The organism is Amphritea atlantica, assembly GCF_900111095.1.
Classification (GTDB): domain Bacteria; phylum Pseudomonadota; class Gammaproteobacteria; order Pseudomonadales; family Balneatricaceae; genus Amphritea; species Amphritea atlantica.
This window is the reverse complement of the sequence record NZ_FOGB01000002.1, coordinates 18,371-41,382: the sequence shown is the minus strand read 5'-3', so window position 1 is coordinate 41,382 and position 23,012 is coordinate 18,371. Positions and strand designations below refer to the sequence as shown.

The window sequence follows — 23,012 nt, the reverse complement described above, 5'->3', positions numbered from 1 at the left end:
ATAGTGTGTTGGTCTGAAGCGGTTTAAAGACTCTGTAACACTTTACCTCCATCATTGTTGCCCCCCTTTGTTCGAATATCTGTTAAGCGCTTTTTTGATTAGATAAAGCCGTTTTATGTTAATGCCCGCCCGCCGGGGTGGAATAGATGTTTTGCTGTAGTGGTTAATCAGGAAATACCATGAATATTGGAACTATAGGCTTTCCCGCCGATCAGCAGCAGAAGCTGGCCAGGATACTCGAACTATCGAGAAATCAGCGTTACGAACTGGTGGCCTTTGATCCACAGATGCCGCCGGATCTGTTATTACTTTTTGGTGAGGAGGCAACGGCTGATCCTGCTCTGGAGCAACTGTCCGCTGGCTATCGCTCGCGAATGATTCAGGTCAGTAAGGAGGTTCCATCGGAGAGTGGACTGGGACATATCCGCTACCCGCTGGTATCGTCGCGGGTCATCCGCACCCTGGATGAGATGACCTCAGAAAATGAAGAGTCGGATGATGACCTTCAGGCTGCCGCTGTCGCAGCAGAGGAACGTTTCAGAAAATATACAGAAGTAACGGCTGATCTGCCGCAACCTGTCACGCAACAGGATCACTACCGGGTACTGGTGGTGGATGACAATAGTGCGATGCAGCAGGCCCTGACGCTGGAGCTGGAAAAACTTCCCGCCGCCGTTGAACTTGCTTACGCCGACACCGGTGAGCAGGCACTGGACCGCGTAAACGATGGGCCATTTGATTTTATTTTTCTGGACGTGGTAATGCCCGGTATTGATGGCTTTGAAACCTGCACCCGGATGCGTGAGCTACCGACATTGAAGAAAACCCCGATTATTATGTTAACCTCGAAAACCTCGCCTCTGGATGAGGTTAAGGGGATTATGGCCGGCTGTTCCACCTACCTGACCAAGCCTATCGATCCGGAGGAGTTCCAGAAGGTCATCGGCCGGGTGTCCAGTTGGGTTAATGAGTTTAAGCGAAACTAGATAAGTGTTATGCCAGAGAGTCTGGCAACTGAATATTAAATGGAGTGGTAATGAGTAAGAAAATTCTGGTCGTTGAAGATGATCCCGTACAGCAGCAGCGTATCTGCACAGCACTTCAGGCTGTTGATGCTGAGATTATTGTGGCGGCGAATGGTCAGCAGGGGGTTAGCAAGGCCGTTGAGGAGAGACCGGATCTTATTCTCATGGATGTTGTTATGCCTGAAGTGGATGGTTTTGCCGCCTGTCGTCAGATCACTTCTGGCGATACGACCCGGGAGATCCCGGTCGTGATTGTTTCCAGTAAAAATCAGGAAGCGGATAAAGTCTGGGCACAGCTCCAGGGGGCCAAAGCGATGATTTCCAAGCCATTTTCCGATCAGGAACTGGTGGATCAGGTTAACGCCTTTCTCTGAGGTACCGATAGCAATGGAACAGCACAATATCACTGCGGACAGTGCAGCTGAAACACAGGGTCAATACGATCTTCGCCATGGATTCCGGGTTGGATTTCTGCAACTGCTGCTGCAGCCACAGGTCCGTTCTGAGTTACATCGCTGTGAGCGGCTGTGCGCTATTCCCGATACCCCCGACTGGTTTGTCGGGTTTATCAACCATCGCGGTGATGCTGTTCCTGTATATGACCTGGCAGCCTCTCTGGGGCTGGGTATAACCGATCCGAAAAAGGGATGGCTACTGCTGCTTGATGCACAGCCTGCGACCGCAGCAGTGCTGCTGCAGGAAACACCACAGGGGATCACCAATCCCGGCCGGGCCGATGCACCTTGCCCTGATCTGTTGGATGGCATCTCTAGTGGCGAATATCGCTATCAAAACTCGATCTGGTTTGAGTTTGATCACCGGGCCTACTTTTCCAGACAGAAGCAGCGCTTTATCAAGACCGATTCCGCTCTCCCGGCCTGAAACGCTGGATAAAGCAGATATTGACACGGGGAATACCACGTATGACTTCATTCAGGCAGATAAAAACCGATAACAGCTCGCATATGTGGGAGTTCCGCAATATACGGATGCCCCTTAAGTTCGCGATAGCTGGCATTCTGATGGTGATAGGCCTCATCTTTATGGGCGCGTCCTATTACCAGACCATTGTCATCGATGAGCAGTCTGAGGAACGTTCTCAGCAGGTAAATGCCTTCTTGCGGCTAACGGGGAATATTGATGCGAATATCACTCAGGCCCGCTATTACGAAAAAAGCTTTCAGATTGGTAATGATCTGATGCAGCTGACGCTGTTTAACCGCACTATGGCGACGGTGGATCGGGATATACTCAAACTGAAGCAGTATCTGCAGACGCCTGAAGACCTGCAGCGGGTGTTGAAGTTGCAGGCCGTTATCGATAACTATCAGGATACCCTTTACGATGCCTCAGAAGCGGCCATCGTTGCAGGTCTGACACCTGATGAGGGGCTTTCCGGGGAGATGAGAACCCTGATGGCCGCTACCGGTGATCTGGTAGCCAGAACCCGTCAGCCACATTTGATCAGTTCATTCACTGCTCTGAACAGCAATATCAATGACTATATTTTCAGCGCCGGACAGGCGGCCTCGAAAAACATGGTTAAGCAGCAGATTGAGCAACTGAAGCGAGCGTTGCAGACGGCTGCCTCTGAACAGATCTCCCAGAGCCGTAACGCTCTGGCTGATATTACTGACGCTGAACAACTTTTCACTCAGTTATCTGATGCGGTTGAGCGCAGAGAGAGTCTGTTTCGTCTGCTGCCAGCGATCATTGTAGCGCTGGATCCACATATTATTCGTATTATCAAGCTGGCGGATAAGCAGAAAGCAGACAACAGTGCGTTACAGGCTGAAGAGACGCTCACCATGGTGAGTTACTTCTTTTTCTCCATGGCGATGATGATTGTGGCTTTGGCAGTGGCGATGTCGATTATCAAGTTTGGGGTGGTCGATCCGGTGAAAAAACTGCAGGAAACGGTTAACCGGGTGCGGGAAGGTGATGTGGATGCCCGCAGTCAGCTTGAGTCCCGCGATGAGCTGGGGCAGTTCGGTCTGGTATTGGATACCCTGCTGGACGAGAAAGAGCAGGCGTTGCAAACCAAAGAGCAGGAAAACCGTCAGCTCAACGGTTCGATCATCGAGCTGATCAAGAGCGTATTTCAGATCAGTCAACGGGACCTTACCGTCCGGGTTCCGGTGGCGGAAGATGTTACCGGCGCGATTGCTGACTCGATTAACCAACTGACAACCTCGATTGAGACTGTACTGAACGATGTAAATGCCGTCTCCCTGCGGGTAAATAATGCCTCAGTGCAGGTGAAGTCTCAGTCTGAAACCGTATTGACGTACGCCAGCCGGGAGCAGGAGGAGATCGTTGAAACCCTGCAGGGACTGGACTCTGCTATCAAGGCGATGGAGCTGATCTCAAAACTGGCGGTGCTGACCAACAACGCATCCCAGAAAGCGATTAAAACCTCGGAAACGGCGATGAGCTCGGTATCCCAGACGATTGGCAGTATCAATAAGATCCGTCAGACCATTCATGAGGCGGAAAAACGTATTAAACGTCTGGGCGAACGTTCCCAGGAGATCGGCGGTATCGTCAGCCTGATCAACAACATCTCCGAGCGAACCCACGTATTGTCCCTGAATGCGAGTATGCACGCGGCATCTGCCGGTGAAGCGGGACGGGGCCTGATGGTGGTGGTAGATGAAGTACAGCGTCTGGCGGAGAACTCCCGCGAAGCGACCTCTGAGATCGAATCTCTGGTTAACAATATTCAGCTGGAAACCGCAGATACTATCAACGTTATGAACACCGTAATCGCGGATGTGGTGGAGGGTACCCGTCTGGCAGAGGAAGCGGGTGAGCGGATGGATGAAACCCGTGCAACCACCCAGACACTGGTAGAATCGGTCGTGCGCATCGCACAGAACTCGGCCAGACAGGCCCGGGTGGCGAAAGATCTGCGGGTACGTGCAGGTAAGATCGATGAAACAACCCTGGCGACCAACAAGGAGATGCTGCAGCAGGCTGAACTCTCTGATGAGCTGGTAAGCGCAGCACAGGAACTTCAGCGATCTGTCAGCGTATTCAAGCTGGCGGCTCCGATCGCTTCCTGAGTCACCTGACAGGCAGATAGCATGATCCTTGAAAGTATCACCGCAGCAGAGCAGTTTCTGGCCCAATTACAGCGGCAGATGGATGACCAGCCCAATGCTTCAGACCTGACTGAGGCATTGCAACAGCTGGTCGATCCCTTCAGCGAGGCCGGGTTACTGGGCATTGCCGATGGCCTGGCATTATTTGCCGAGCAGCTCGAACAGCTTGATCAGATTGAAGAACCTTCCGAACAGCGGGTGCTGTTACTGGATTTCCACAAAGCGCTGGATGATCTTATCCATCGGCCGGACAATGGTGTCTGGCAGTATCTTCTTGCCAGTCTGAGTGACAGCCACTGGCCGGAGCCGTTGCCGGAAGAGGATTGTGAGTTCCTGGCAGAGCTGCTGGCACAGGACTGCGATAAGCTGACCGCTCAGCTTTCTGAAGCGGTGTCTGCAACAGCGTTGGAGAGGGTGCCAGAAACCGTAGCAGAGGTTGAAGAAGCTACCAGCAATTCAATTCCTGGCCGTTGGGTAATACAGCTCAGTCAGCTTGCTGAACTGGATACTGATAGCGGCATAGTTCAGCTTCACCAGTTGGCAGAGGAGGCGGGTGATGAGGCGTATACCGGTTTTGCCGATCTGTTTGCCCTGCTGGCTGAACAGTGGCAATCGGAGTGCGACAATCCACAGCGCGCTGAACTGCAACAACAGGCAACCCAACTGCTGACCACGCTGCAACCGGACGCTGTGGCGACGTTGTTGTCACTGATGAGCGCTCCCTGCTGGCAGGAACCCTTGCCGGAGGATGACCGGGCGTTTCTACAGCCGCTGCTGATATCTGATCTGCAACAGCTGAATCCGCCCGCTCAGACTGTTTCCGATGCAGCTCTGTCCACTGATCCGGAGCCTCCGGTAGTGACTGTTGAGGTCGGGGCACTGCCTGAGCCCGCAGCTGTACCTTTCCCCGCAGAGCAATCCCCAGCAGAGCAACCTCCCGCAGAACATCCGCCGCAATTCTGTCAGGTGGCTCTGGAGCAGTTGCAACAACCGGGACCACAGCTGGATCCGGCGGTGCTGGAGATGCTTACCGGTTCGCTGCAACAGCTTGAATCGCTGTGGCAGCAGAACGGCGGCAACACTGATACGGCTGAAGCGCTGCTGGAAAAATCGCAAAAGCTATTAGACCCGGTGATTCGGGCGATGCATACGGTTCATCTGAGCGGTGCGGCGGACATTGTGCTGGGGTTACAGATCAATATCGACTGGTTACAGCGTTATCCGGCGCAGCTGCAGGGGCAAATGCTCTTGCAGATCAGTGCCCTGCTCAGTGATCTGGTCAGTTATCTGGACGACATTAACGATCTTTCCCGGCAGCAGGTGTTGCTGGATCAGCTTGAAGCGCTGGAGCTTCCCGCCAGTCCGACTGAAGAGCAGATCAGCTATATTGGCGGCTTATTGTCACTGGCAAGACTGCAAACTGCGCACAGTATTGAGCAGGAATGGGCTGACGACAGCGATATCCAGCTGGATATCGCCGCAGATATTGATCCCCAGCTGTTGGATATGTTGTTCAGTGAGTTGCCGGTTTTGTCTGAGCAGTTGTCAGAACAGCTTCAGTCTATAACCGAACGGCAGAACCCCGATGCGTTACGAGAGGCTCAACGTGCAGCACATACGCTTAAAGGTCTGGCCAATATGGCGGGTATCAGTGGTATAGCCAACCTGACTCACCGGCTGGAAGATATCTTTGAACTCTATACCGAAGCGGGACAACAGCCGGGTACACAGCTTTGCAATGACCTGACGGCGATAACCGATACACTGGCGATGATGTGTGAGTCAGTGATAAATCAGTCGGCCGCGCCTGAGAACGTCCGGGCCATGTTGCAGCTGTTAATGGACTGGCATTATCGCTTACGCAGTGAAGGGCTGGAACTGAGCGACAGCGAGGTTGTGCCAATACAGACACAGCCGTTAACCGCGCAGGGTCCGGATACTGAAACAGCGCTGTCTCTGACAGAGGAGGAGCCTCCCCAGGATGCTGCTGAGAGTTCCCGGGAACAGACCGTTTTCCGTGTTCCTCAGGCAACACTGGATGAGCTGATGCGTCTTGCCGGTGAAGGCACCACGCTGAATACCCAGTTAAATGAACAGATTACGCAGTTGCGCAGTTATGTCCGTCTCAGCCGCGATCGTCAGCGGATTTTGCAGCGGATTATGTTTGAGCTTGAGCAGCAACTGCACGAGCAGTTTACCATGCAGCCGGCAACCGATACCGACGACAGCTTTGATCCGCTGGAGATGGATCGTTATAACGAGATGCATACCAGTATGTCCCGGCTACAGGAGGCGGCTGCAGATATCCAGGAGGTAGAGCAACTGATGGACCGCCATATCCGTCGTACCGGAGAGCTGCATATTGTCCAGTCCGGGGTGCAGAAAGAGACGCTGGAGCAGGTGCTCAGTACCCGGTTGGTGGAGGTTAAATCGATCGCTGCCAGACTCCACCGGGTGGTCCGTCAGGCGTGTCGCAGTACCGGAAAACAAGCGGAGCTGATTATCGAGGGAGAGGCGGTCCGGATCGACAGTCATATTCTCAGTCAGCTCACCGACCCGCTGATGCATATTATCCGTAACGCGGTTGATCATGGTCTGGAAAGCCCGCAACAGCGGCAGCATCAGGGTAAAGCAGAGCAGGGGCGCATTGTGCTGCGCTTCTGGCTGGATCAGGATCAGGTCCGGGTGGAGTGTAGCGATGACGGCCGGGGTCTTGATGCCGAGCGGATTCGTGAAGTGGCTATTCAGCGGGGGCTGATCGGTACTGAGGTGCAGTTAAGCAAACGTGACGCTGAGCGGTTGATCCTGATCCCGGGATTCTCGACCCGGGATGAGATCAGTCAGTTATCCGGCCGGGGGATCGGCATGGACGTTGTGCATCAGCAGATCATGCGATTACAGGGCGTTCTGGATATCCACTCAGATGAGGGAGAAGGAACCACTTTCGCATTATCGATGCCCTCCAGTTCGCTGATGATTAAAACCCTGTTGGTGCGCGCCGGTGGACAGATCTATGCCCTGGCCAGCCATGGTCTGGAGCAGACCATGATATCGCTGGATGGAACGCTGAATGATACGGCTGAAGGGATGATATTTGAGCACAACGGCGAACAGTTTCCCGCTTACGGCCTGGAAGCACTGTTGGGTGAATACGGCACCCCCTACACCGCGGGAGAGGTTCACCCGGTATTGCTGGTTAATCTGGGGCAGGGTGAGAAGGTTGCGGTCATGGTGCGTGAGCTGCTCGCACACCGGGAACTGGCATTCAAGCAGATGGGGGATTATCTGCCTGACCTGCCGGGTATTCCCGGACTGACGATTCTCGCCAATGGTGATACCGCCGCTGTCATCGATCTGCCCGCCCGAATCCGTTATAAGCTGGCGAGTCAGCACAACCTGTTTAATCCGGTAGCGGTGCAGAGCGACCTGGGCCTGCCGAAGCTGCTGGTGGTGGATGACTCTCTCAGTGCGCGGGCTTCGCTGTCCACTCTGCTACGGGACACCGGCTATGATGTCAGTACCGCTATCGATGGCCTGGATGCGATGAATCAGATGCGTAAAAAACGTCCGGATCTGGTACTGACCGATCTGGAGATGCCACGGATGGGCGGCATGGAGCTGACCAGTACGATTCGTGGCCGGGAAGGGATGAGCGATATTCCGGTACTGATGATCACCTCGAGAAACACCCAGCGGCATCGTGATGAAGCTCAGAGCTCGGGTGTCAGTGTCTTTCTGACAAAACCCTGGACCGAAAATGCACTATTGGATCATGTGCAGACTCTGTTACAAACTACCACTCAAACAGCCTGAAGACAGTATTGATATGAAGACTAAAACAATCATCAAAGCATCAATCTCGACCCTACTAATGACCGTCTGTCTGGCGGGTTTAGCCCGGGCTGCAGAAATCAACACTCAGGCTGAGGCGATCGCTATGGCGGCACAGCAGCGGACGCTGACACAGGTGATGCTGAAAAGTTATCTGTTTTCTGCACTGGGGGTTCGTGCCCGTAACGCCGATGAGCAACTGACACAGGCAACTCAGACGTTTTCTGCGCAACAACAGCAACTGACCGATTTTGTTTCTGATAGGGCGGTGCAGCAACAGCTGGCACGGCTGGGGCAGAGCTGGCAGTCGACGCAAAAGCTGTATCAGCGCAAAGCCGATAAGATGCATTTTAAAGAGCTGTATTCCGGGAACGAAGCACTGCTTAGTCAGGCGGATGCCACTCTGGAAAAAGTTGTATTGGCGAACCCGGATGACAGCGCCCGGCCGCTGTCGTTGCTGGGCCAGCAAGAGCTGCTTTGTCAGCAGTTAGTGGTGCTTTACGCGATGACCGCCTGGGGCGTCGCGGCAGAGGCTGATACCTCTTATGACGCAATCTCCGGCGAGCTGCGCAGCAATATGGTGGCGTTGCAGGAACTGTCACAGAATACCCCTCAGATTAATCAACAGTTAGAGCAACTGAGTAATGCGCTGGAGCGGACCATTCAGGTATCTAAAGCCCGCCCCGGCGCTATGTTGCCCGCGCTGGTTGACCGTTCTGTGGTGAAGGTCGTGATGCAGTTAAAACAACTGCAGGCGGACTATCTCTCTCAAACGAACGCAGCAAACTCCTGAAGGCCGTTTAAGCCTGACCATTGACGGTCAGAATCAGTTTGCCGCAGACATGGCCGCTCTTGCTCAGTTCGAACGCTTCAGCGGCCTTTTCCAGCGGGAATGTCTCGCCGATGTGCAACTTCAGGTCCTCGTCGGCCACCAACTGCGCGATGCGGCTTAGCTGCTCTGCTGATGGTTCGCAGAAAATGGGCTCAACACGCCGCTTCTGAGCCGCTCCAGCGGCGATTACCTGCTCTTTGGTTACCGAGGGCAGGGTGACTAAGACGCCGTTGGGTTTGAGACAGGGCAGGGCTCCGATGCCGGTATCTCCCCCCACGCAGTCGATAATCAGATCCATGCTGTTGGTATACTCATTGAGACTCTGGGTATGGTAATCGATGGCACGTTCACACCCCAGTTCCGCAAGAAACTCATGATTGTGCATCGAGGCTGTTCCAGTGACATGGGCTCCGGCCCATTTAGCCAGCTGCACCGCAAGGTGACCCACGCCGCCCGCGGCACCCAGTACCAGCACCTGCTGGCCGGTTTGCAGTTCTCCTTTATTGAATAGTGCCTGCCAGGCGGTCAGACTGGCCGTGGCCAGACCGCCGGCCATGATCAGATCAACAGCATCCGGCAAGCGGGCGATCTGCGCGGCCGGTGCGGCGATATATTCGGCATAGCAGCCGGCAGGCTGAGGGAATCTGATCATACCAAATACTGCGTCATCGACCTTGTAACCCGTATCCCCCGGGTCGGCAATCACACCTGAAAACTCCCAGCCGGGAATAAACGGAAACTCTTCGATAAAGCCACTGGCACCTCCGCCGGAGCAGGTTTTCCAGTCAATCGGATTTACGCCTGTGGCGGTGGTCTTAACCAGCACCTCGCCTGGGTTAAGCTGAGGTTTGGCTTGTTTACTGTAAATTAACTCTTCTGTACCGCCAAACTGATGAATTGATATTGCATGCATAGGAGACTCCGGTGAATAAAAAGAAGAGGAAAAAAGGAACAGGAAAATTTTATATTCACATAAAGTTATAGGCTAAACCAGCCACTATTGCAGACTATTTCTGTTAATCTTAGCGCTCTGAATAGCAACGAATGGTGATGATAAAATGACTCTGGCAGTGGCGGAACAGCTGTTAATGATGGTCGGTCTTGGCGTATTTCTGGTGTCACTGATACTCTATGTGCTGCGCACCAGTGATTTCAAGTCGATAATTATATTCTGGCAGGCAACGATCAGTTTTACCAAACGGGAGTTTCTGATCAACCGGATAGGTCTGTCGATGATGGTGCTGGCTGTGATTGTGCGTTTTTATAACCACTTTTTTGCCTGATTTTGATCTGTTAACCCATTGAGGAAATGATGAAAGGAAATCCGTTACGCGGCGCAAACTTTTTTTTGCGTGGTCTGGCGATGTTGCCAGAGAAGGGAATTCGGCACTTTGTTGTGGTGCCTCTGTTGATCAATATTTTTCTGTTTACCGGCGCAATCTGGTTGCTGTTTGATCAGATGGGCTACTGGATCGACTATCTGCTCAGTTCAATCCTGCCGGACTGGGACTGGCTGCAGTTTTTACGTTATCTTCTCTGGCCTCTGATTGCAGCGTTGGTACTGATTTCGGTGTATTACAGTTTCAGTGTTGTAGCCAACATTATTGCGGCCCCGTTCAATGGCATTCTGTCCGAGAAAGTTGAGCAGCGTTTACGGGGGGTGACCATCACCGACTCCGGCTGGAAGGAGATTCTGGCGCTGATTCCCCGGACGGTGGCCCGGGAATTCTCTAAACTGTTTTACTACCTGCCGCGATTGCTGTTCCTGATGATTCTGACGTTTATCCCGGTATTGGGTATGGTGGCGCCGGTGCTGCTGTTTCTGTTCGGCTGCTGGATGATGGCGATTCAGTACTGTGATTACCCGATGGATAATAACCGGGTGAGTTTTCGCGATATGAAAGACTCCCTGAAGCAGCGTCGGCTGACCTCAGTGGGGTTTGGTGGACTGATCTCTGTCGGCATGATGATCCCTCTGCTTAATCTGCTGATCATGCCTGCGGCTGTAGTTGGCGCGACGATCTTCTGGGTTGAAGAGTATACTGATGGCGGTGAGATCGATCTTACAGGGTTAGCCGGTCAACGGCAGTTAAACGATAAGCGAGGCTGACGGGCTAAGCAGGCCGGGTGGGGGATTTTCTGAAAAACGTACCGATGGTGCGTTTTTTTACTGCCTGGCTCTGACTTTCTCGGCCGCGGGAATCACCAGTTCATGGGGAAAGTGACAGGTAAATGTGCTGCCTTTGCCCAACTGGCTGCTGATGGTGAGTTTGCCGCCGTGCCGCAGCATGACGTGTTTGACGATCGCCAGCCCGAGACCGGTACCGCCGCTGTCAGACGAGCGGCTTTCATCTACCCGGTAGAACCGCTCCTGTAAGCGGGGCAGATGGATGCTGTCGATCCCTGGTCCGTTGTCTTTGACGGCGAAATGCCCACCCTCTTTATCGGTCCACCAGCGTAGTTTGATATGGCCATCGGCGGGGGTGTAGCGCACTGCGTTGAACACCAGGTTTGAGATCGCGCTGTAGACCTCGGACTCCTGCCCCAGCAGGGCACTGTCTTGCTCCAGGTCCATCTCTATTATCTGATTCTTCTCCTGTCCCAGTACCAGGCCGTCTTCACGGATGCGCGCGATCATTGAGTGAATCGGAATTGGCAGTTCATCGGAGACATGGGCACTGGTTTCCAGTCGCGACAGCAGTAGCAGGTCGGAGACCAGGTTTTCCATCCGGCGGGACTGGCTTTCCATCTGGCTCAGGCCCCGGAGCATCGGCCGGGGAAGCTCCTGATCGAGAAAGGTCTCAAGGTAGCCCCGAATTACTGTCAGCGGCGTGCGCAGCTCGTGAGAGGCGTTGGCGACGAAATCCTGCCGGGTTTGTTCCAGTTGCTTGAGGCGGGTGATATCGCGGGCCACCAGAATCCGGTCACCGGCACCAAAGCGGGTAATGCGGTATTCCAGGACGGTATCTTTCTGTACCGGGGATGTCAGTTGCAGTGGATCATCGTACTGGCTTTTGCGGTAGTAGCGGACAAAGCGCGGATCACGCAGCAGGTTCATCACCGAGCGGCCCCGGTCGGTCTGGGTTTTCATCCCCAGGAGTTTTTCCGCGGCTCTGTTCCACCACTCCAGATGGTTCTGGGCATCGATAATGACGATGGCATCGCTGAGTGCGGCAGAGGATTGCTGAAACCGGTGGATCACATTACGCAGTGACTGGGCACGCTGAATCTGGCGTTTCTGATCCCGGGATATCTCATCAAACAGTTCCCCCCAGTAACCATTACTTTCCGGTACGTCGGTGTGGTCCTCGCGCATCAGCCAGCGCTGTAAGCGATTAAACTGTTTAACCTGATAGGCTCCCCAGAGACACAACGCCAGTGCCAGAGTCCAGCCGGGATAGCCGATAATAAACCCCAGAAACAAACTTACAACCACCGTTAGCAGGAGGTTGCCGGCTATTGTATGGCTGGAGTTGTACATAGGCTAGGCTCAGGCGACCTGGGAAGAGAATCGGTAACCGGTGCCGCGGACGGTCTGAATCAGGTAGTCGTGACGGTCACCCAGGGCTTTTCGCAGACGACGGATATGCACATCAACGGTACGTTCTTCGACGTAGACGTTGCCACCCCAGACCAGATCCAGCAACTGACTACGGGTGTAGGCGCGATCCTGATGGGTCATAAAAAACTGCAACAGGCGAAACTCGGTGGGGCCCAGTTCCAGTGGTTTCAGTTCTGAACTGACTCGGTGAGAAACCGGGTCCAGGGTAAGGCTGTCAACGGTGATCGGCTCTTCAACGCCTTTTGGCGTTGTACGGCGCAGCACGGTCTTCAGGCGGGCAACCAGCTCCCGGGGGGAGAACGGCTTGGTAATGTAGTCATCAATACCGGTTTCAAGTCCCTGAATCTTGTTATCCTCATCGGTTTTGGCCGTCAGCATAATAATCGGGATGTCAGAGGTCATTTCATCTTTACGCAGACGGCGCGCAAATTCGATACCGCTGATCCCTGGCATCATCCAGTCAAGCAGAACCATATCCGGTTTACGATCAACGATCATGGGATGTGCCGCCTGTGCGGAATCGGCTTCCATACAATCGTATCCCGCCATTTCGAGTGCAACAGCGATCATCTCGCGAATCGGAGCCTCGTCGTCAACAATCAGAACGCGTTTACCCGACGTCATGACCAATCACCTCATCTATTCATTCTATGTATTAGGACGGTCATATTAGATTATGAAACTGTTACAGAAATATGACAAAGTATCCTCTGTCGGGCTATTTGTCATCAAGTTGTCAGATAGTGGAGAAATAAGCCGATAAAAACCGACATTCCCGCGTAATTGTTGTTCAGAAAAGCAGTGAAGCATGCCTCCCGCTGACGCTCTCTGATCAGGTATTGCTGGTAGACAAAAAATCCGCCCATTCCCATCAGACCCAGATAGAACCAGAACGACAGGTTCAGGTTGATACCCAGCATGATAAAAATTGCCAGTGTCAGCAGTTGCAGCAATCCGATAATCGCTTTATCCATGTCGCCAAACAGCACGGCGGTGGATTTCACGCCGATACGGATATCATCGTCCCGGTCGACCATCGCATACATGGTGTCATAGGTAATGATCCAGAGAATGGCGGCGATATAGATCAGCCAGGCGATTTTTGGCACCTCATTCAGCGTCGCACTGAACGCCATCGGTATCGCCCAGGAAAATGCCATGCCGAGGACTACCTGAGGCAGATGGGTATAGCGCTTCATAAAGGGATAGGAGGATGCCAGTGCCACCGCAACGATGGACAGCCAGACCGTCAGTTGATTGGTAAACAGTACCAGTACAAATGAGGCTGCCAACAGTGCGGCAAACAGTATCAGCGTTTCCTGAGAGGATATTCTCCCGGATGGCAGGGGGCGTTGAGCGGTCCGTTTGACATGACCATCGATCTTACGATCCGCAAAATCGTTAATAACGCACCCGGCTGAGCGCATCAGGAAGGTTCCCAACACAAAGATAATGAGTAAACTGGCCGACGGAATCCCTGCTGCGGCAATCCACAGCGACCATAGCGCTGGCCAGAGCAGCAGGTAGGTGCCGATCGGTTTACTGACCCGCATCAGCTCGCCACAGGCTTTAAGTTTTTGCTGCCAGGCCGGGCTGATTATCTGTGTACCCAATTGCATAGTGATCAATCCGAATTTATTTATTGCCGTAGTGTACCTGTTGCAGGGCTGGCAGGAAAACCTCGGTTACCAGGAGTGGTTTATTCGCCAGGTAGAACAGTGAGCGTCGGGCCCAGGCTGTATCGCCGCAGTTCAGTGTCAGACGACTGATCTGCAAGGGGCCCCGTTTCATGGTTGGGTCGCGGAACAGAACACTACCCAGTGATCGGCACCCCAGTCCTTTCAGTTTTCGTTGCTTGCCGGTCAGCGTTGAAGCGGGAATGATGGTGCGGGCGAAGACCCAGGGCTGGTTATGGCCGAGTAACCGGACCTCCCGTATCAGCACTCTTTGCCGCGGATCAATATTCAGAGCCCGGGCTTCTGAACGGCTTGGGCGGCCCCACAGTTGGCGCACAACCTCGACTCTGAACTGACCCTGACTGGCCTGTACAAGATGTTGCGTTAACGATCCCCGGTCGAGCAGCCATCTGCGCCAGATCAGTGGCGCATCAGTAGTTGCAGGGCGTTTCAGGGTATACCAGCGGGTATTAAAACGGTTCTGACTCAGAGCGACAGGCACAATAAATTCTCGGCAAAAAAACTGGCCGTATAGTACCCTAGCTGAGGTGAAAAGTATCGGTTTCGCACCGTTCAGAATAGGGTAAAGGTTATGACTGAAGCACTGCGGGGCTATTCGCCCGCTGAGGTAGAAAAGATCACCCGGGAGTGGGTAGAAACGATGGTTGTTGGGTTAAACCTGTGTCCGTTTGCTGCACCGGTGGTGAGAGATAACACCCTGCGTTATGCGGTGACCACCGCTCAGGAGGGGGAGTCACTGGTGGCGGCGTTTCTGGCTGAGATTGAGTTGCTTCTGGCAGCTGACGAGAAGACGGTGTCGACAACGCTGTTTATTGTGCCCGACGGGCTGCAGGACTTTTACGACTATCTGGATCACCTGCGCCTGTTTGAAGAGTTGCTGGAGCAGGCCGGACTGGAGGGAGTGCTGCAACTGGCCAGCTTCCACCCGGCATATCGCTTTGAAGGGGTTCCTGAAGACGACCTGAGCCATTGGAGCAACCGCTCCCCCTGGCCCGCCTTTCACATCATCAGGGAAGCGGAGATGGGGCGTGCGTTGACCCACTATGCCAACCCGGAGCAGATACCGGAGCGAAATATTAAGTTATTACGAGAATTGGGACGGGAGGGGCTGATCAGGCGCTTTCCTCCCTTTGCGGATTACTGCTAAGCAGGATTTAAACGCCGTAATGGGGCGCTTAAGAGGTCAATCGTTCGACCCGGTTGCGGCCGTTATGCTTGGCTTTATAGAGGGCGCTATCGGCGTCCTGGAGCAACTGCCTGGGAGACAGGTCCCGGTTTGCTGGCAGTGCGGTGGCTATCCCCAGGCTGGCGGAGACCGGCTGATGAGCAAAAGCAGCCGCGTGGGGGATATTTAACGCGACAATGTTCTGGCGTATCTGCTCTGCCAGTACGCTCGCGCCCTCCTGATTGGTTTCTGGCAGCAGGATCACGAACTCCTCGCCCCCATAACGGCACACCAGATCCTGTGCCCGGCGGGCCGACGCCTGGATAGTACTGGCTATCTGCTGTAAACAGTGATCACCCTGGAGATGGCCATAGTTGTCGTTAAATGCTTTAAAGTGATCGATATCAAGCAGAATGACCGATATGGGTTGCCGGGATCGCTGGCCTCTGCGCCATTCGGTTTCAAAGTATCGTTCAAACTCCCGCCGATTGTACACCTGCGTAAGTGCGTCGATACTGGCGGCCCGGGAGAGCATATCGTGGGCACTTTTAAGTTGTAGCAGCAGGTTAATGCGTGCCCGGATAATATCAGGGGCCCGCGTCTGTATGAGATAATCGGCGATGCCCAGCTCGTAGAGTTCGACCTCCTCGGCGTCACTGATGGGAGGACCGATCACGGCGATGGGGACCCTCTGCTCTCGGACCTGGTGGGATATGGCGCGGCAAAGATCATTAAGGTCCCGCTGTTGTCCGGTATTATTCAGTAATATCAGGTCGGGGCAGCGCTCCTGTGATAACAGCATGTCGTGGAGTGCCTGCATCGACTGTGGCAGCAGAAGGTTGCTGTCATCCCGCAGTGTTGCAAGCACGCCCCACAGCTCTGTAATTTTTTCATCGCCGTAAATGGCTATCGTCATCTGATTCTGTTGCCGGGAGCGGCTGCTAAGCTCCTGATTTATCTCCGCCCCCCGGAGAAAGTCGAGTACCGATTTCTGATCCAGCAAGCCCGCCAGGCGGCGCCCGTCCTGGGCCTGTATCGTGGGGGTTTGCAAGCCGGGGTTGTGGGCTTCCCACTCGTTTTGCTGATATAGCAACGTCTCTTCACAGAGGCCATCGATATCCAGCTCGATGGGCAGGCCTGCCTCTTCAAGACAATCATAAATAACGGCAGGCGATGATATATCTTTGCCTTTGATCCAGAGTGCCCGGTACAGGCTGCGCAGAAAGGTGGTGGCCCGGTCGGGGTGCTTTAGTTGCACAGCGGTAATGCAGAGGGAAGGGAACAGACTGTTCCCCAGTGTTTGGGGCAGGGAGATGGTGATATCCGGCGCCCGGTGCCGAATAGTGAATATATCATTGGCCAGTTCGGCCATATTTTCTGCGCTGTCCTGATATGAACTGGCGATAGCGTCATGTTCCACCATGCGCCAGTCCACCCTGTGCATCAGGTTCTGAGAGCATAGCATTTCGTGTAATGCATAGCTGAAAGGGCAATTGATATCACCATGAACGATATATTCAGCCATCAGGGCTTCCCGTTATAATTTTTCTGACTTCCATTTGAGTCAATTAGCTATCGGCAGTAACCGTCTGAATCTGAACGATCTTCGTCAGTTTTCTTGTAAATCATCAAATACGTAGTACAACCGCTGTTTTAATTGCGATAAGATTGATCTGTAGCGCTCGAACTGGAACAGTTCGTGCTGTCTTTTTGCTGGCGGGCTGAGTGGTACGCAGAATTAAATGTAATAGATACAGGGTGGAAGCGTGTCAGTAGATTCAAAGAGGCAACCCCAGGGAGGGCTGGGGACTCGGAGTAAAAAACCGCGTAAAGCGGGTGAAGCGGTGTGCGATATGAAGGGTGACCTGTGGGATCTTGATGCGGTATTTCTGCTCTCGATGAAGCGGATTGCGCCCGGATGGAGTGGCGGTAACCTCCCCGAAGAGGTGATGTTTGAATTGAAGAATGCCGGGAGATATCAGGCCCACGATCTGGAGCTGACTGCCCAGCCGATCAGTGGCGGGAAGATCGCCCTGCGCATTTCTGAAACCGGTATCTGAGGTGTATTAAAAAGGCAGCTTTTCGCTGCCTTTTTAGTATCTGTCCGTCGTAGTCAGCAGATTATTTTTTCTGCTCAACTTCGCGTACGGTGCGTTTAATATCTTTCAGACTGCTATGGCGAACGTCGGTACCACTGACCAGATAGATCAGGTGTTCTGCCATATTGCGGGCATGATCACCGATCCGCTCCAGACCGCGCAGAATCCACATAACATTCATAATGCTGGTGATATAGCGCGGATCTTCCATCATATAGGTCATCAGGGAACGCATTGCGGTGCGGTATTCTGAATCGACCTCTTTGTCCTGTTTGGCCACCTTATAGGCCATCTCTGCATCGCTACGGGCAAACGCTGTCAGACAGTTTTGCAGCATATCGCGCACCAGATTACCAATGTGACGAACCTCCTGATAACCCCGGACGTTTTTGCCATCATTGGCCAGTTCTATTGCGTAGCGGCAGATCCGGCTGGTCTCATCGCCGATTCGCTCAAGATCGCTGGTCGCTTTACTGACAGAGATTATCAGGCGCAGGTCAGCTGCGGCGGGCTGACGACGGGCGATGATCAGTGTGCACTGCTCATCGATCATCATCTCCATATCATTGATCGCCTGGTCGCTCTTGCGCGCCTGTTCTGCCTTCTCGGTATCTCCGGCCACCAGCGCCTCAACGGCATCACTCAGCTGGCGCTCAACGAGGCCTCCCATGGTTAGCAATTCGGTACGGATCTGCTCCAGCTCTTCATTGAAGCTCTGGGAGATGTGATTGCTATGACGGTCCTGTTCGTAACTCACTATCGTTCTCCCCTAATTAACCGTAACGACCGGTAATATAATCTTCTGTTTGTTTTTTCGCGGGGTTGGTGAACAGGTGGTCTGTTACACCAAACTCGATCAGATCACCCATATACATAAATGCAGTGTAATCAGATACCCGGGCAGCCTGCTGCATATTGTGGGTTACGATTACGATGGTGAAATCTTTTTTCAGTTCATTGATCAGCTCTTCGATCTTCAGGGTTGAGATCGGATCAAGTGCTGATGCTGGCTCATCCAGCAGTAACACTTCAGGTTTGACGGCGATGGTCCGGGCGATAACCAGACGTTGCTGCTGTCCGCCGGACATACCGAGTGCACTTTCGTGCAGACGATCTTTGACCTCATCCCAGAGCGCAGCAGATTTCAGAGCCCACTCAACGGTTTCGTCGATAGTACGCTTTTTATTGATCCCCTGAATACGCAGGCCGTAGGCAACGTTTTCGTAGATACTTTTTGGGAATGGATTGGGTTTTTGAAACACCATGCCGACCCGTCGGCGCAGGTCGGCTACATCGACACCGCGCTCATAAATATTGTTGCCGTAGAGACTCATCTGTCCCTCAATACGGCAGCTGTCCACCAGATCGTTCATCCGGTTGAAGCAGCGTAACAGTGTTGATTTACCGCAACCTGATGGACCGATAAACGCCGTTACCCGGTTTTGCGGAATATCCATGTTAATGCCATGCAGAGCACGCTTCTCGCCATAGTACAGCTCGAGATCGCGTACTGTCAGAGCAATGGTTTCATCTTCCAGGCGCAGGCTTTGATTCTGGCGCTGCAGCGCGGAAATATCGATTGAATGGGTTTTAGCTTCCATAGTCATCATTAAACCTATCTAAAGTTCCGCTTACATCTCAAGCGCTTTGTATTTTTCACGTAAGTGGTTGCGGATCGCAATAGCAGACATATTCAGCAGTGCGATAACCAGAACCAGTAGCAGGGCGGTGGCATAGACCAGCGGCCGTGCTGCTTCAACGTTCGGGCTCTGGAAGCCCACATCGTAGATGTGGAAGCCCAGGTGCATAAACTTCTGATCCAGATGGATGAACGGATAGTTCCCATCCAGAGGCAGGCTGGGGGCCAGTTTTACCACACCCACCAGCATCAGTGGTGCAACCTCACCGGCGGCACGGGCTATTGCCAGTATAACACCGGTCATCATTGCCGGGCTTGCCATTGGCAGAACCACCTTCATCAGGGTTTCAAACTTGGTGGCTCCCAGTGCCAGGCTGCCTTCACGAACCGCCCGGGGAATCCGGCTCAGACCCTCCTCAGTGGCAACAATCACCACCGGAACTGTCAGCAGGGCGAGGGTCAGGGAAGCCCACATCAGGCCCGGGGTACCAAATGTTGGTGCTGGTTTTGCCGCCTGGAAGAACAGGTCATCGATGTTACCCCCCAGGAAGTAGACAAAGAAGCCCAGACCGAATACACCATAAACGATCGATGGGACCCCCGCCAGATTGTTCACCGCGATGCGGATCAGGCGGGTGATAAACCCCTGTTTGGCGTATTCCCGCAGATAGACCGCAGCGATTACGCCAAATGGTGTTACCAGCAGCGACATCAGCAGAACCATCATAACGGTACCGAAGATCGCCGGGAATATACCCCCTTCGGTATTCGCTTCACGGGGCTCATCACTGACAAACTCCCAGAGCTTCTCAGCGTAGTGGACCATTTTTTGCCCGATTCCCATCGCGTTGGGACGGAAAATGCGCACAATCTTGGCCAGCTGTACTTCAACAATCTGGCCGCCAGCGACTTCTGCGGTCAGAGAATCCCGGTTGATCTCGGTATACAGGTCCAGCAGGCGCTGCTGCAGGCCTTCATAATCGGCATCCAACTGCTTACGACGCTGGTTAATGGCTTCATAGGCGGCCGGGTCTTCAACATGTTTCAGTTGCAGGCCCCGCTCCTTCAGGCGCAGACGCTCAAGCTCGTAGTTGATCGAACCGATCTCATGCTTCTCAATTTTAAGGATATCCTCATGAATCCGCAGAGCCCGCTCGACACGCTTGTCCAACTCGTCCCACATCGCCATATATTCCGGCGATTGTTCATATCCATCGTAATGACTGATCTCTTTACCGGACTCTTTGAGTGAGCGCAGGTATCCATAAAGATTCCCCCACTCCCGGCGCTCAGCGGTAAACAGCATCACCGGACGGGTCTGGTCTTCGAAATAGTGCTCCAGTGCCCAGGTAAAGTCCGTGCCGTTGACATCACGGTTGCCTATTTTCAGCAGGTGACGAATGGAAAACTCATTGTCATCTGGTATTTTGATACCCGCTTCAATCAGCTGTTCGGTCAGTACTTCATGGGTTTCTACAATCTCACCAATGACCTTTTTTGACTGACCATCGATGGTGTAGGTGCCCTGCACAATGTCGGCAGGCCAGAAGTGGCTCAGACCGCGTACGGCGATCAGTCCCAACAGACCGATAACCATAATAATGCTGATAGCGACGGCTCCGGCGTTCAGCCACACCCAGGGTGAACCGGATTTAAACCACTCTTTTGCTGAGATGTTCATATCTGTTATTTCCTCACCAACCCAGGTTACAGGGAGCCATATTTGTTACGCAGCCGCTGACGGATCACTTCCGCCATGGTGTTTACCACAAAGGTAAACATAAACAGCACAAAGGCAGCCAGGAACAGAATGCGGAAGTGGGTGCTGCCGACCTCCGACTCTGGCATCTCCACGGCGATGTTTGCTGCCAGTGTGCGCATCCCTTCAAAGATATTAGCATCCATAATCGGTGTATTACCGGTGGCCATCAGAACAATCATGGTTTCGCCGACCGCACGACCCATACCGATCATAACGGCAGAGAAGATACCGGGGCTGGCGGTTGGCATCACAACGCGGGTGAGGGTTTGCCACGGGGTTGCGCCCAGTGCCAGTGAACCGTAACTCAGATGTTTTGGCACGGCGAAGATCGCATCCTCAGTGATTGAGAAGATGGTAGGAATTACGGCAAAGCCCATCGCGATACCGATCACCATTGCGTTGCGCTGATCGTAAGCGATCCCCAGGTCGTTAGTCAGCCAGTGGCGCATATTACCGTCAAACAGCGCCAGTTCCAGTGATGGGCTGATGGCGATACTGAACCAGGTGGCCAGGATGATAACCGGGATCAGCAGCAGCGCATCCCAGCCATCGGGTACCAGCCAGCGGATCTGTTTTGGCATCTGCGCCCAGAGGAAGGCGAAGGCGAGAATTGATAAAGGTAACATCAGCAGGGTGACAAAGATGCCCGGCAGATTTTCCTCCATAAACGGTGCCAGCCAGAGACCTGCGAGGAAGCCCAGAATAACGGTTGGCAGCGCTTCCATCAGTTCGATAAAGGGTTTTACCTTACGTCGCAGTGACGGCACCATAAAGTAGGCGGTATAGATTGCGCCACAGATCGCCAGCGGTGTTGCCAGGATCATGGCGTAAAACGCCGCTTTCAGGGTACCGAATGCCAGTGGCATCAGGCTGAACTTGGGTTCGAAGTCGTTGTTGGCCGCAGAGGACTGCCATACATATTCAGGCTTATCGTAACCTTCGTACCAGACTTTACCCCACAGTGAGCTCCAGGAAACTTCCGGATGCTCATTGTCGATATGCCAGAGTTTAAGTTTGCCGTTTTCTTCGATCAGCAGCGCATTGGCCCGCGGAGCCATGGTGATCATAGAAGCGTTTGCATCAGCGACTCTCTGCACCAGCACATTAACATTGGCGGTGGTGTTGTAAAGTCGCAGGTCGCCGGCTGTATCAATCGTGGCAAAGCCTTTGCGACGGTGTTCAATCGCCAGGTCAACCACCGGTGAAGTGCCGGTATCGAATGAGCGGATCTTAGTCATCTGCCAGGAGCCCTGCTCATCACGTACCAGAAACCACTCGGAGACTTCGCCCTTTTCATTACCCAGCAGGATTGCATTGCCACCCAGTAGCAGATCAAAGGTGGTGATCTTGCTGGAAGAGGCGTTCAACACCTGAGTGATGGTCGGATCATCATGATTACGCAGGCTGACAACCGCCATTTTGCCACCCTCTCCGGCAACAAATAACCAGGCAAGGTCCGGCATCAGCAGCATTTTCTTAATTTTGATGCCCAGGTCCGGTAGTGACGTTGTGGATTGCTCCAGTTCAACGTCGCCGGTAAACATATTCTCTGTCTGAGAGATAAAAACCGCTTTCAGGTTGCCCTCATTGCCCCCGATCAGTGCATAGCTGCCTTCATTTCCGCTGACGGTCAGTTGAGCGAGTGCAACGTTGGCAACACTGATAGGGTCCTTACCCAGAGGGTAGGTGATGGTGGGCAAAATCACCCGCTTGCCATCAGGATAGGTTGACTTGTATTCATGTTTGAAGACCAGCGCCTGACCGTTGCTCAGTCCCAAAGCGAAGGTGTGGCTGTTCTCGGACACCAGTGCAAAACTGGTGATGCTGGTATCGGCGGGTAGGGCTGCCTGAATACTCTCTATGACCTCACCGCTGGTGGTGCTGAAAAACAGCATTTCGCCGCGGTCAGTAACCCGTAAACCGATCTCTGCCTGCTCTTCCATCGCCATGTACAGGGTTTTACCCTTCCCGGGGACGGCGTAGGGTTCGACAACCTGGCCGTTCTGTTGCCACGGCTGTGCTTCAGCCGCACGAAACATCGGAATGACTTCATAGAGTAGATAGAAAAAGATCAAAAGGATCGCGATGATGACACTGACACCCCCCAGACCGATGCCAACGGTGGCAACCTTGTCTTTGAGGGCCCGGAATTTCCGTCCCCGACGGGCCGCCGGAGAATCAAAATCCAGATCAGGAATAACGGAACTGTTCTCAATATTCATGACATTTCTACAATTATAAAAAAGTTATGGCGCCACGATAAACTGACTTGATGACAGAAATGTTACAGAACTGT

Annotated in this window: 20 protein-coding genes; 10 read left to right on the top strand and 10 right to left on the bottom strand. The window is 53.4% G+C overall.

Going from position 1 to position 23,012, the window contains the following annotated elements; translation table 11 throughout:
- The first annotated feature begins 179 nt into the window (after window positions 1-179).
- The 6 genes from BMY09_RS03430 to BMY09_RS03405 are packed head-to-tail and all read left to right on the top strand — an operon-like array spanning window position 180 to window position 8,753.
- Window positions 180-986, top strand: a complete 807-nt coding sequence (locus BMY09_RS03430; protein ID WP_091354082.1) for a response regulator — start codon at window positions 180-182, stop codon at window positions 984-986.
- Between the two features lie 50 nt (window positions 987-1,036).
- Window positions 1,037-1,399: a response regulator gene (locus BMY09_RS03425; RefSeq protein WP_091354079.1), complete on the top strand. Its 363-nt coding sequence runs from the start codon at window positions 1,037-1,039 to the stop codon at window positions 1,397-1,399.
- 13 nt (window positions 1,400-1,412) lie between these two features.
- Window positions 1,413-1,907, top strand: a complete 495-nt coding sequence (locus BMY09_RS03420) for a chemotaxis protein CheW (RefSeq protein WP_091354077.1) — start codon at window positions 1,413-1,415, stop codon at window positions 1,905-1,907.
- Window positions 1,908-1,948: 41 nt separating this feature from the next.
- The gene (locus tag BMY09_RS03415) at window positions 1,949-4,090 is read left to right on the top strand and encodes a methyl-accepting chemotaxis protein (protein WP_091354073.1); all 2,142 of its coding nucleotides are present in this window, start codon (window positions 1,949-1,951) and stop codon (window positions 4,088-4,090) included.
- A 21-nt stretch (window positions 4,091-4,111) separates the two neighbouring features.
- A complete protein-coding gene (locus BMY09_RS03410) occupies window positions 4,112-7,942 on the top strand; it encodes a response regulator (protein ID WP_245756491.1) in 3,831 nt (1,276 codons plus the stop codon).
- Window positions 7,943-7,955: 13 nt separating this feature from the next.
- Complete coding sequence (locus BMY09_RS03405; protein WP_091354070.1) at window positions 7,956-8,753, top strand: hypothetical protein; 798 nt, start codon at window positions 7,956-7,958, stop codon at window positions 8,751-8,753.
- A 7-nt stretch (window positions 8,754-8,760) separates the two neighbouring features.
- Here the strand turns inward: BMY09_RS03405 and BMY09_RS03400 are convergent, their stop codons facing one another.
- The gene (locus tag BMY09_RS03400; RefSeq protein ID WP_091354067.1) at window positions 8,761-9,705 is read right to left on the bottom strand and encodes an NADP-dependent oxidoreductase; all 945 of its coding nucleotides are present in this window, start codon (window positions 9,703-9,705) and stop codon (window positions 8,761-8,763) included.
- A 145-nt stretch (window positions 9,706-9,850) separates the two neighbouring features.
- Here BMY09_RS03400 and BMY09_RS03395 point away from each other — a divergent pair, with 145 nt between their 5' ends.
- Window positions 9,851-10,075, top strand: coding sequence for a hypothetical protein (locus BMY09_RS03395; RefSeq protein ID WP_091354063.1), 225 nt, complete (start codon window positions 9,851-9,853; stop codon window positions 10,073-10,075).
- Between the two features lie 26 nt (window positions 10,076-10,101).
- Window positions 10,102-10,902 carry a sulfate transporter CysZ gene (gene cysZ / locus BMY09_RS03390; RefSeq protein ID WP_338024085.1) on the top strand — a complete coding sequence of 267 codons (801 nt, stop codon included), beginning with the start codon at window positions 10,102-10,104 and terminating at the stop codon, window positions 10,900-10,902.
- Window positions 10,903-10,959: 57 nt separating this feature from the next.
- Here cysZ and phoR read toward each other — a convergent pair whose 3' ends face one another.
- The 4 genes from phoR to BMY09_RS03370 form a co-directional block, all read right to left on the bottom strand.
- A complete protein-coding gene (gene phoR, locus BMY09_RS03385; protein WP_091354056.1) occupies window positions 10,960-12,273 on the bottom strand; it encodes a phosphate regulon sensor histidine kinase PhoR in 1,314 nt (437 codons plus the stop codon).
- Window positions 12,274-12,282: 9 nt separating this feature from the next.
- On the bottom strand, window positions 12,283-12,978 hold the full coding sequence (gene phoB / locus BMY09_RS03380) for a phosphate regulon transcriptional regulator PhoB (RefSeq protein ID WP_091354052.1): 696 nt from the start codon (window positions 12,976-12,978) through the stop codon (window positions 12,283-12,285).
- 104 nt (window positions 12,979-13,082) lie between these two features.
- Complete coding sequence (gene ubiA / locus BMY09_RS03375; RefSeq protein ID WP_091354048.1) at window positions 13,083-13,973, bottom strand: 4-hydroxybenzoate octaprenyltransferase; 891 nt, start codon at window positions 13,971-13,973, stop codon at window positions 13,083-13,085.
- Between the two features lie 16 nt (window positions 13,974-13,989).
- A complete protein-coding gene (locus tag BMY09_RS03370; protein ID WP_245756490.1) occupies window positions 13,990-14,532 on the bottom strand; it encodes a chorismate--pyruvate lyase family protein in 543 nt (180 codons plus the stop codon).
- A gap of 90 nt (window positions 14,533-14,622) precedes the next feature.
- On the opposite strand from BMY09_RS03370, the gene BMY09_RS03365 reads away from it, so the two are divergent.
- Window positions 14,623-15,198: a DUF1415 domain-containing protein gene (locus BMY09_RS03365; RefSeq protein WP_091354040.1), complete on the top strand. Its 576-nt coding sequence runs from the start codon at window positions 14,623-14,625 to the stop codon at window positions 15,196-15,198.
- Window positions 15,199-15,226: 28 nt separating this feature from the next.
- Here BMY09_RS03365 and BMY09_RS03360 read toward each other — a convergent pair whose 3' ends face one another.
- Window positions 15,227-16,741, bottom strand: a complete 1,515-nt coding sequence (locus tag BMY09_RS03360) for a diguanylate cyclase (protein ID WP_091354036.1) — start codon at window positions 16,739-16,741, stop codon at window positions 15,227-15,229.
- Between the two features lie 241 nt (window positions 16,742-16,982).
- On the opposite strand from BMY09_RS03360, the gene BMY09_RS03355 reads away from it, so the two are divergent.
- A complete protein-coding gene (locus BMY09_RS03355; protein WP_091354033.1) occupies window positions 16,983-17,276 on the top strand; it encodes a hypothetical protein in 294 nt (97 codons plus the stop codon).
- A 61-nt stretch (window positions 17,277-17,337) separates the two neighbouring features.
- On the opposite strand, the gene phoU is transcribed toward BMY09_RS03355, so the two are convergent.
- From phoU to BMY09_RS03335, 4 genes are read right to left on the bottom strand one after another with little or no spacing between them, the layout of a single operon-like run.
- Entirely contained in the window at window positions 17,338-18,072 is a 735-nt protein-coding gene (gene phoU, locus BMY09_RS03350; protein WP_091354031.1) for a phosphate signaling complex protein PhoU, read from the bottom strand.
- A gap of 16 nt (window positions 18,073-18,088) precedes the next feature.
- Complete coding sequence (gene pstB / locus BMY09_RS03345) at window positions 18,089-18,922, bottom strand: phosphate ABC transporter ATP-binding protein PstB (protein ID WP_091355214.1); 834 nt, start codon at window positions 18,920-18,922, stop codon at window positions 18,089-18,091.
- A gap of 24 nt (window positions 18,923-18,946) precedes the next feature.
- Window positions 18,947-20,635, bottom strand: coding sequence for a phosphate ABC transporter permease PstA (gene pstA / locus BMY09_RS03340; protein WP_091354028.1), 1,689 nt, complete (start codon window positions 20,633-20,635; stop codon window positions 18,947-18,949).
- A gap of 26 nt (window positions 20,636-20,661) precedes the next feature.
- Entirely contained in the window at window positions 20,662-22,938 is a 2,277-nt protein-coding gene (locus tag BMY09_RS03335) for an ABC transporter permease subunit (RefSeq protein WP_091354025.1), read from the bottom strand.
- Window positions 22,939-23,012 lie beyond the last annotated feature (74 nt).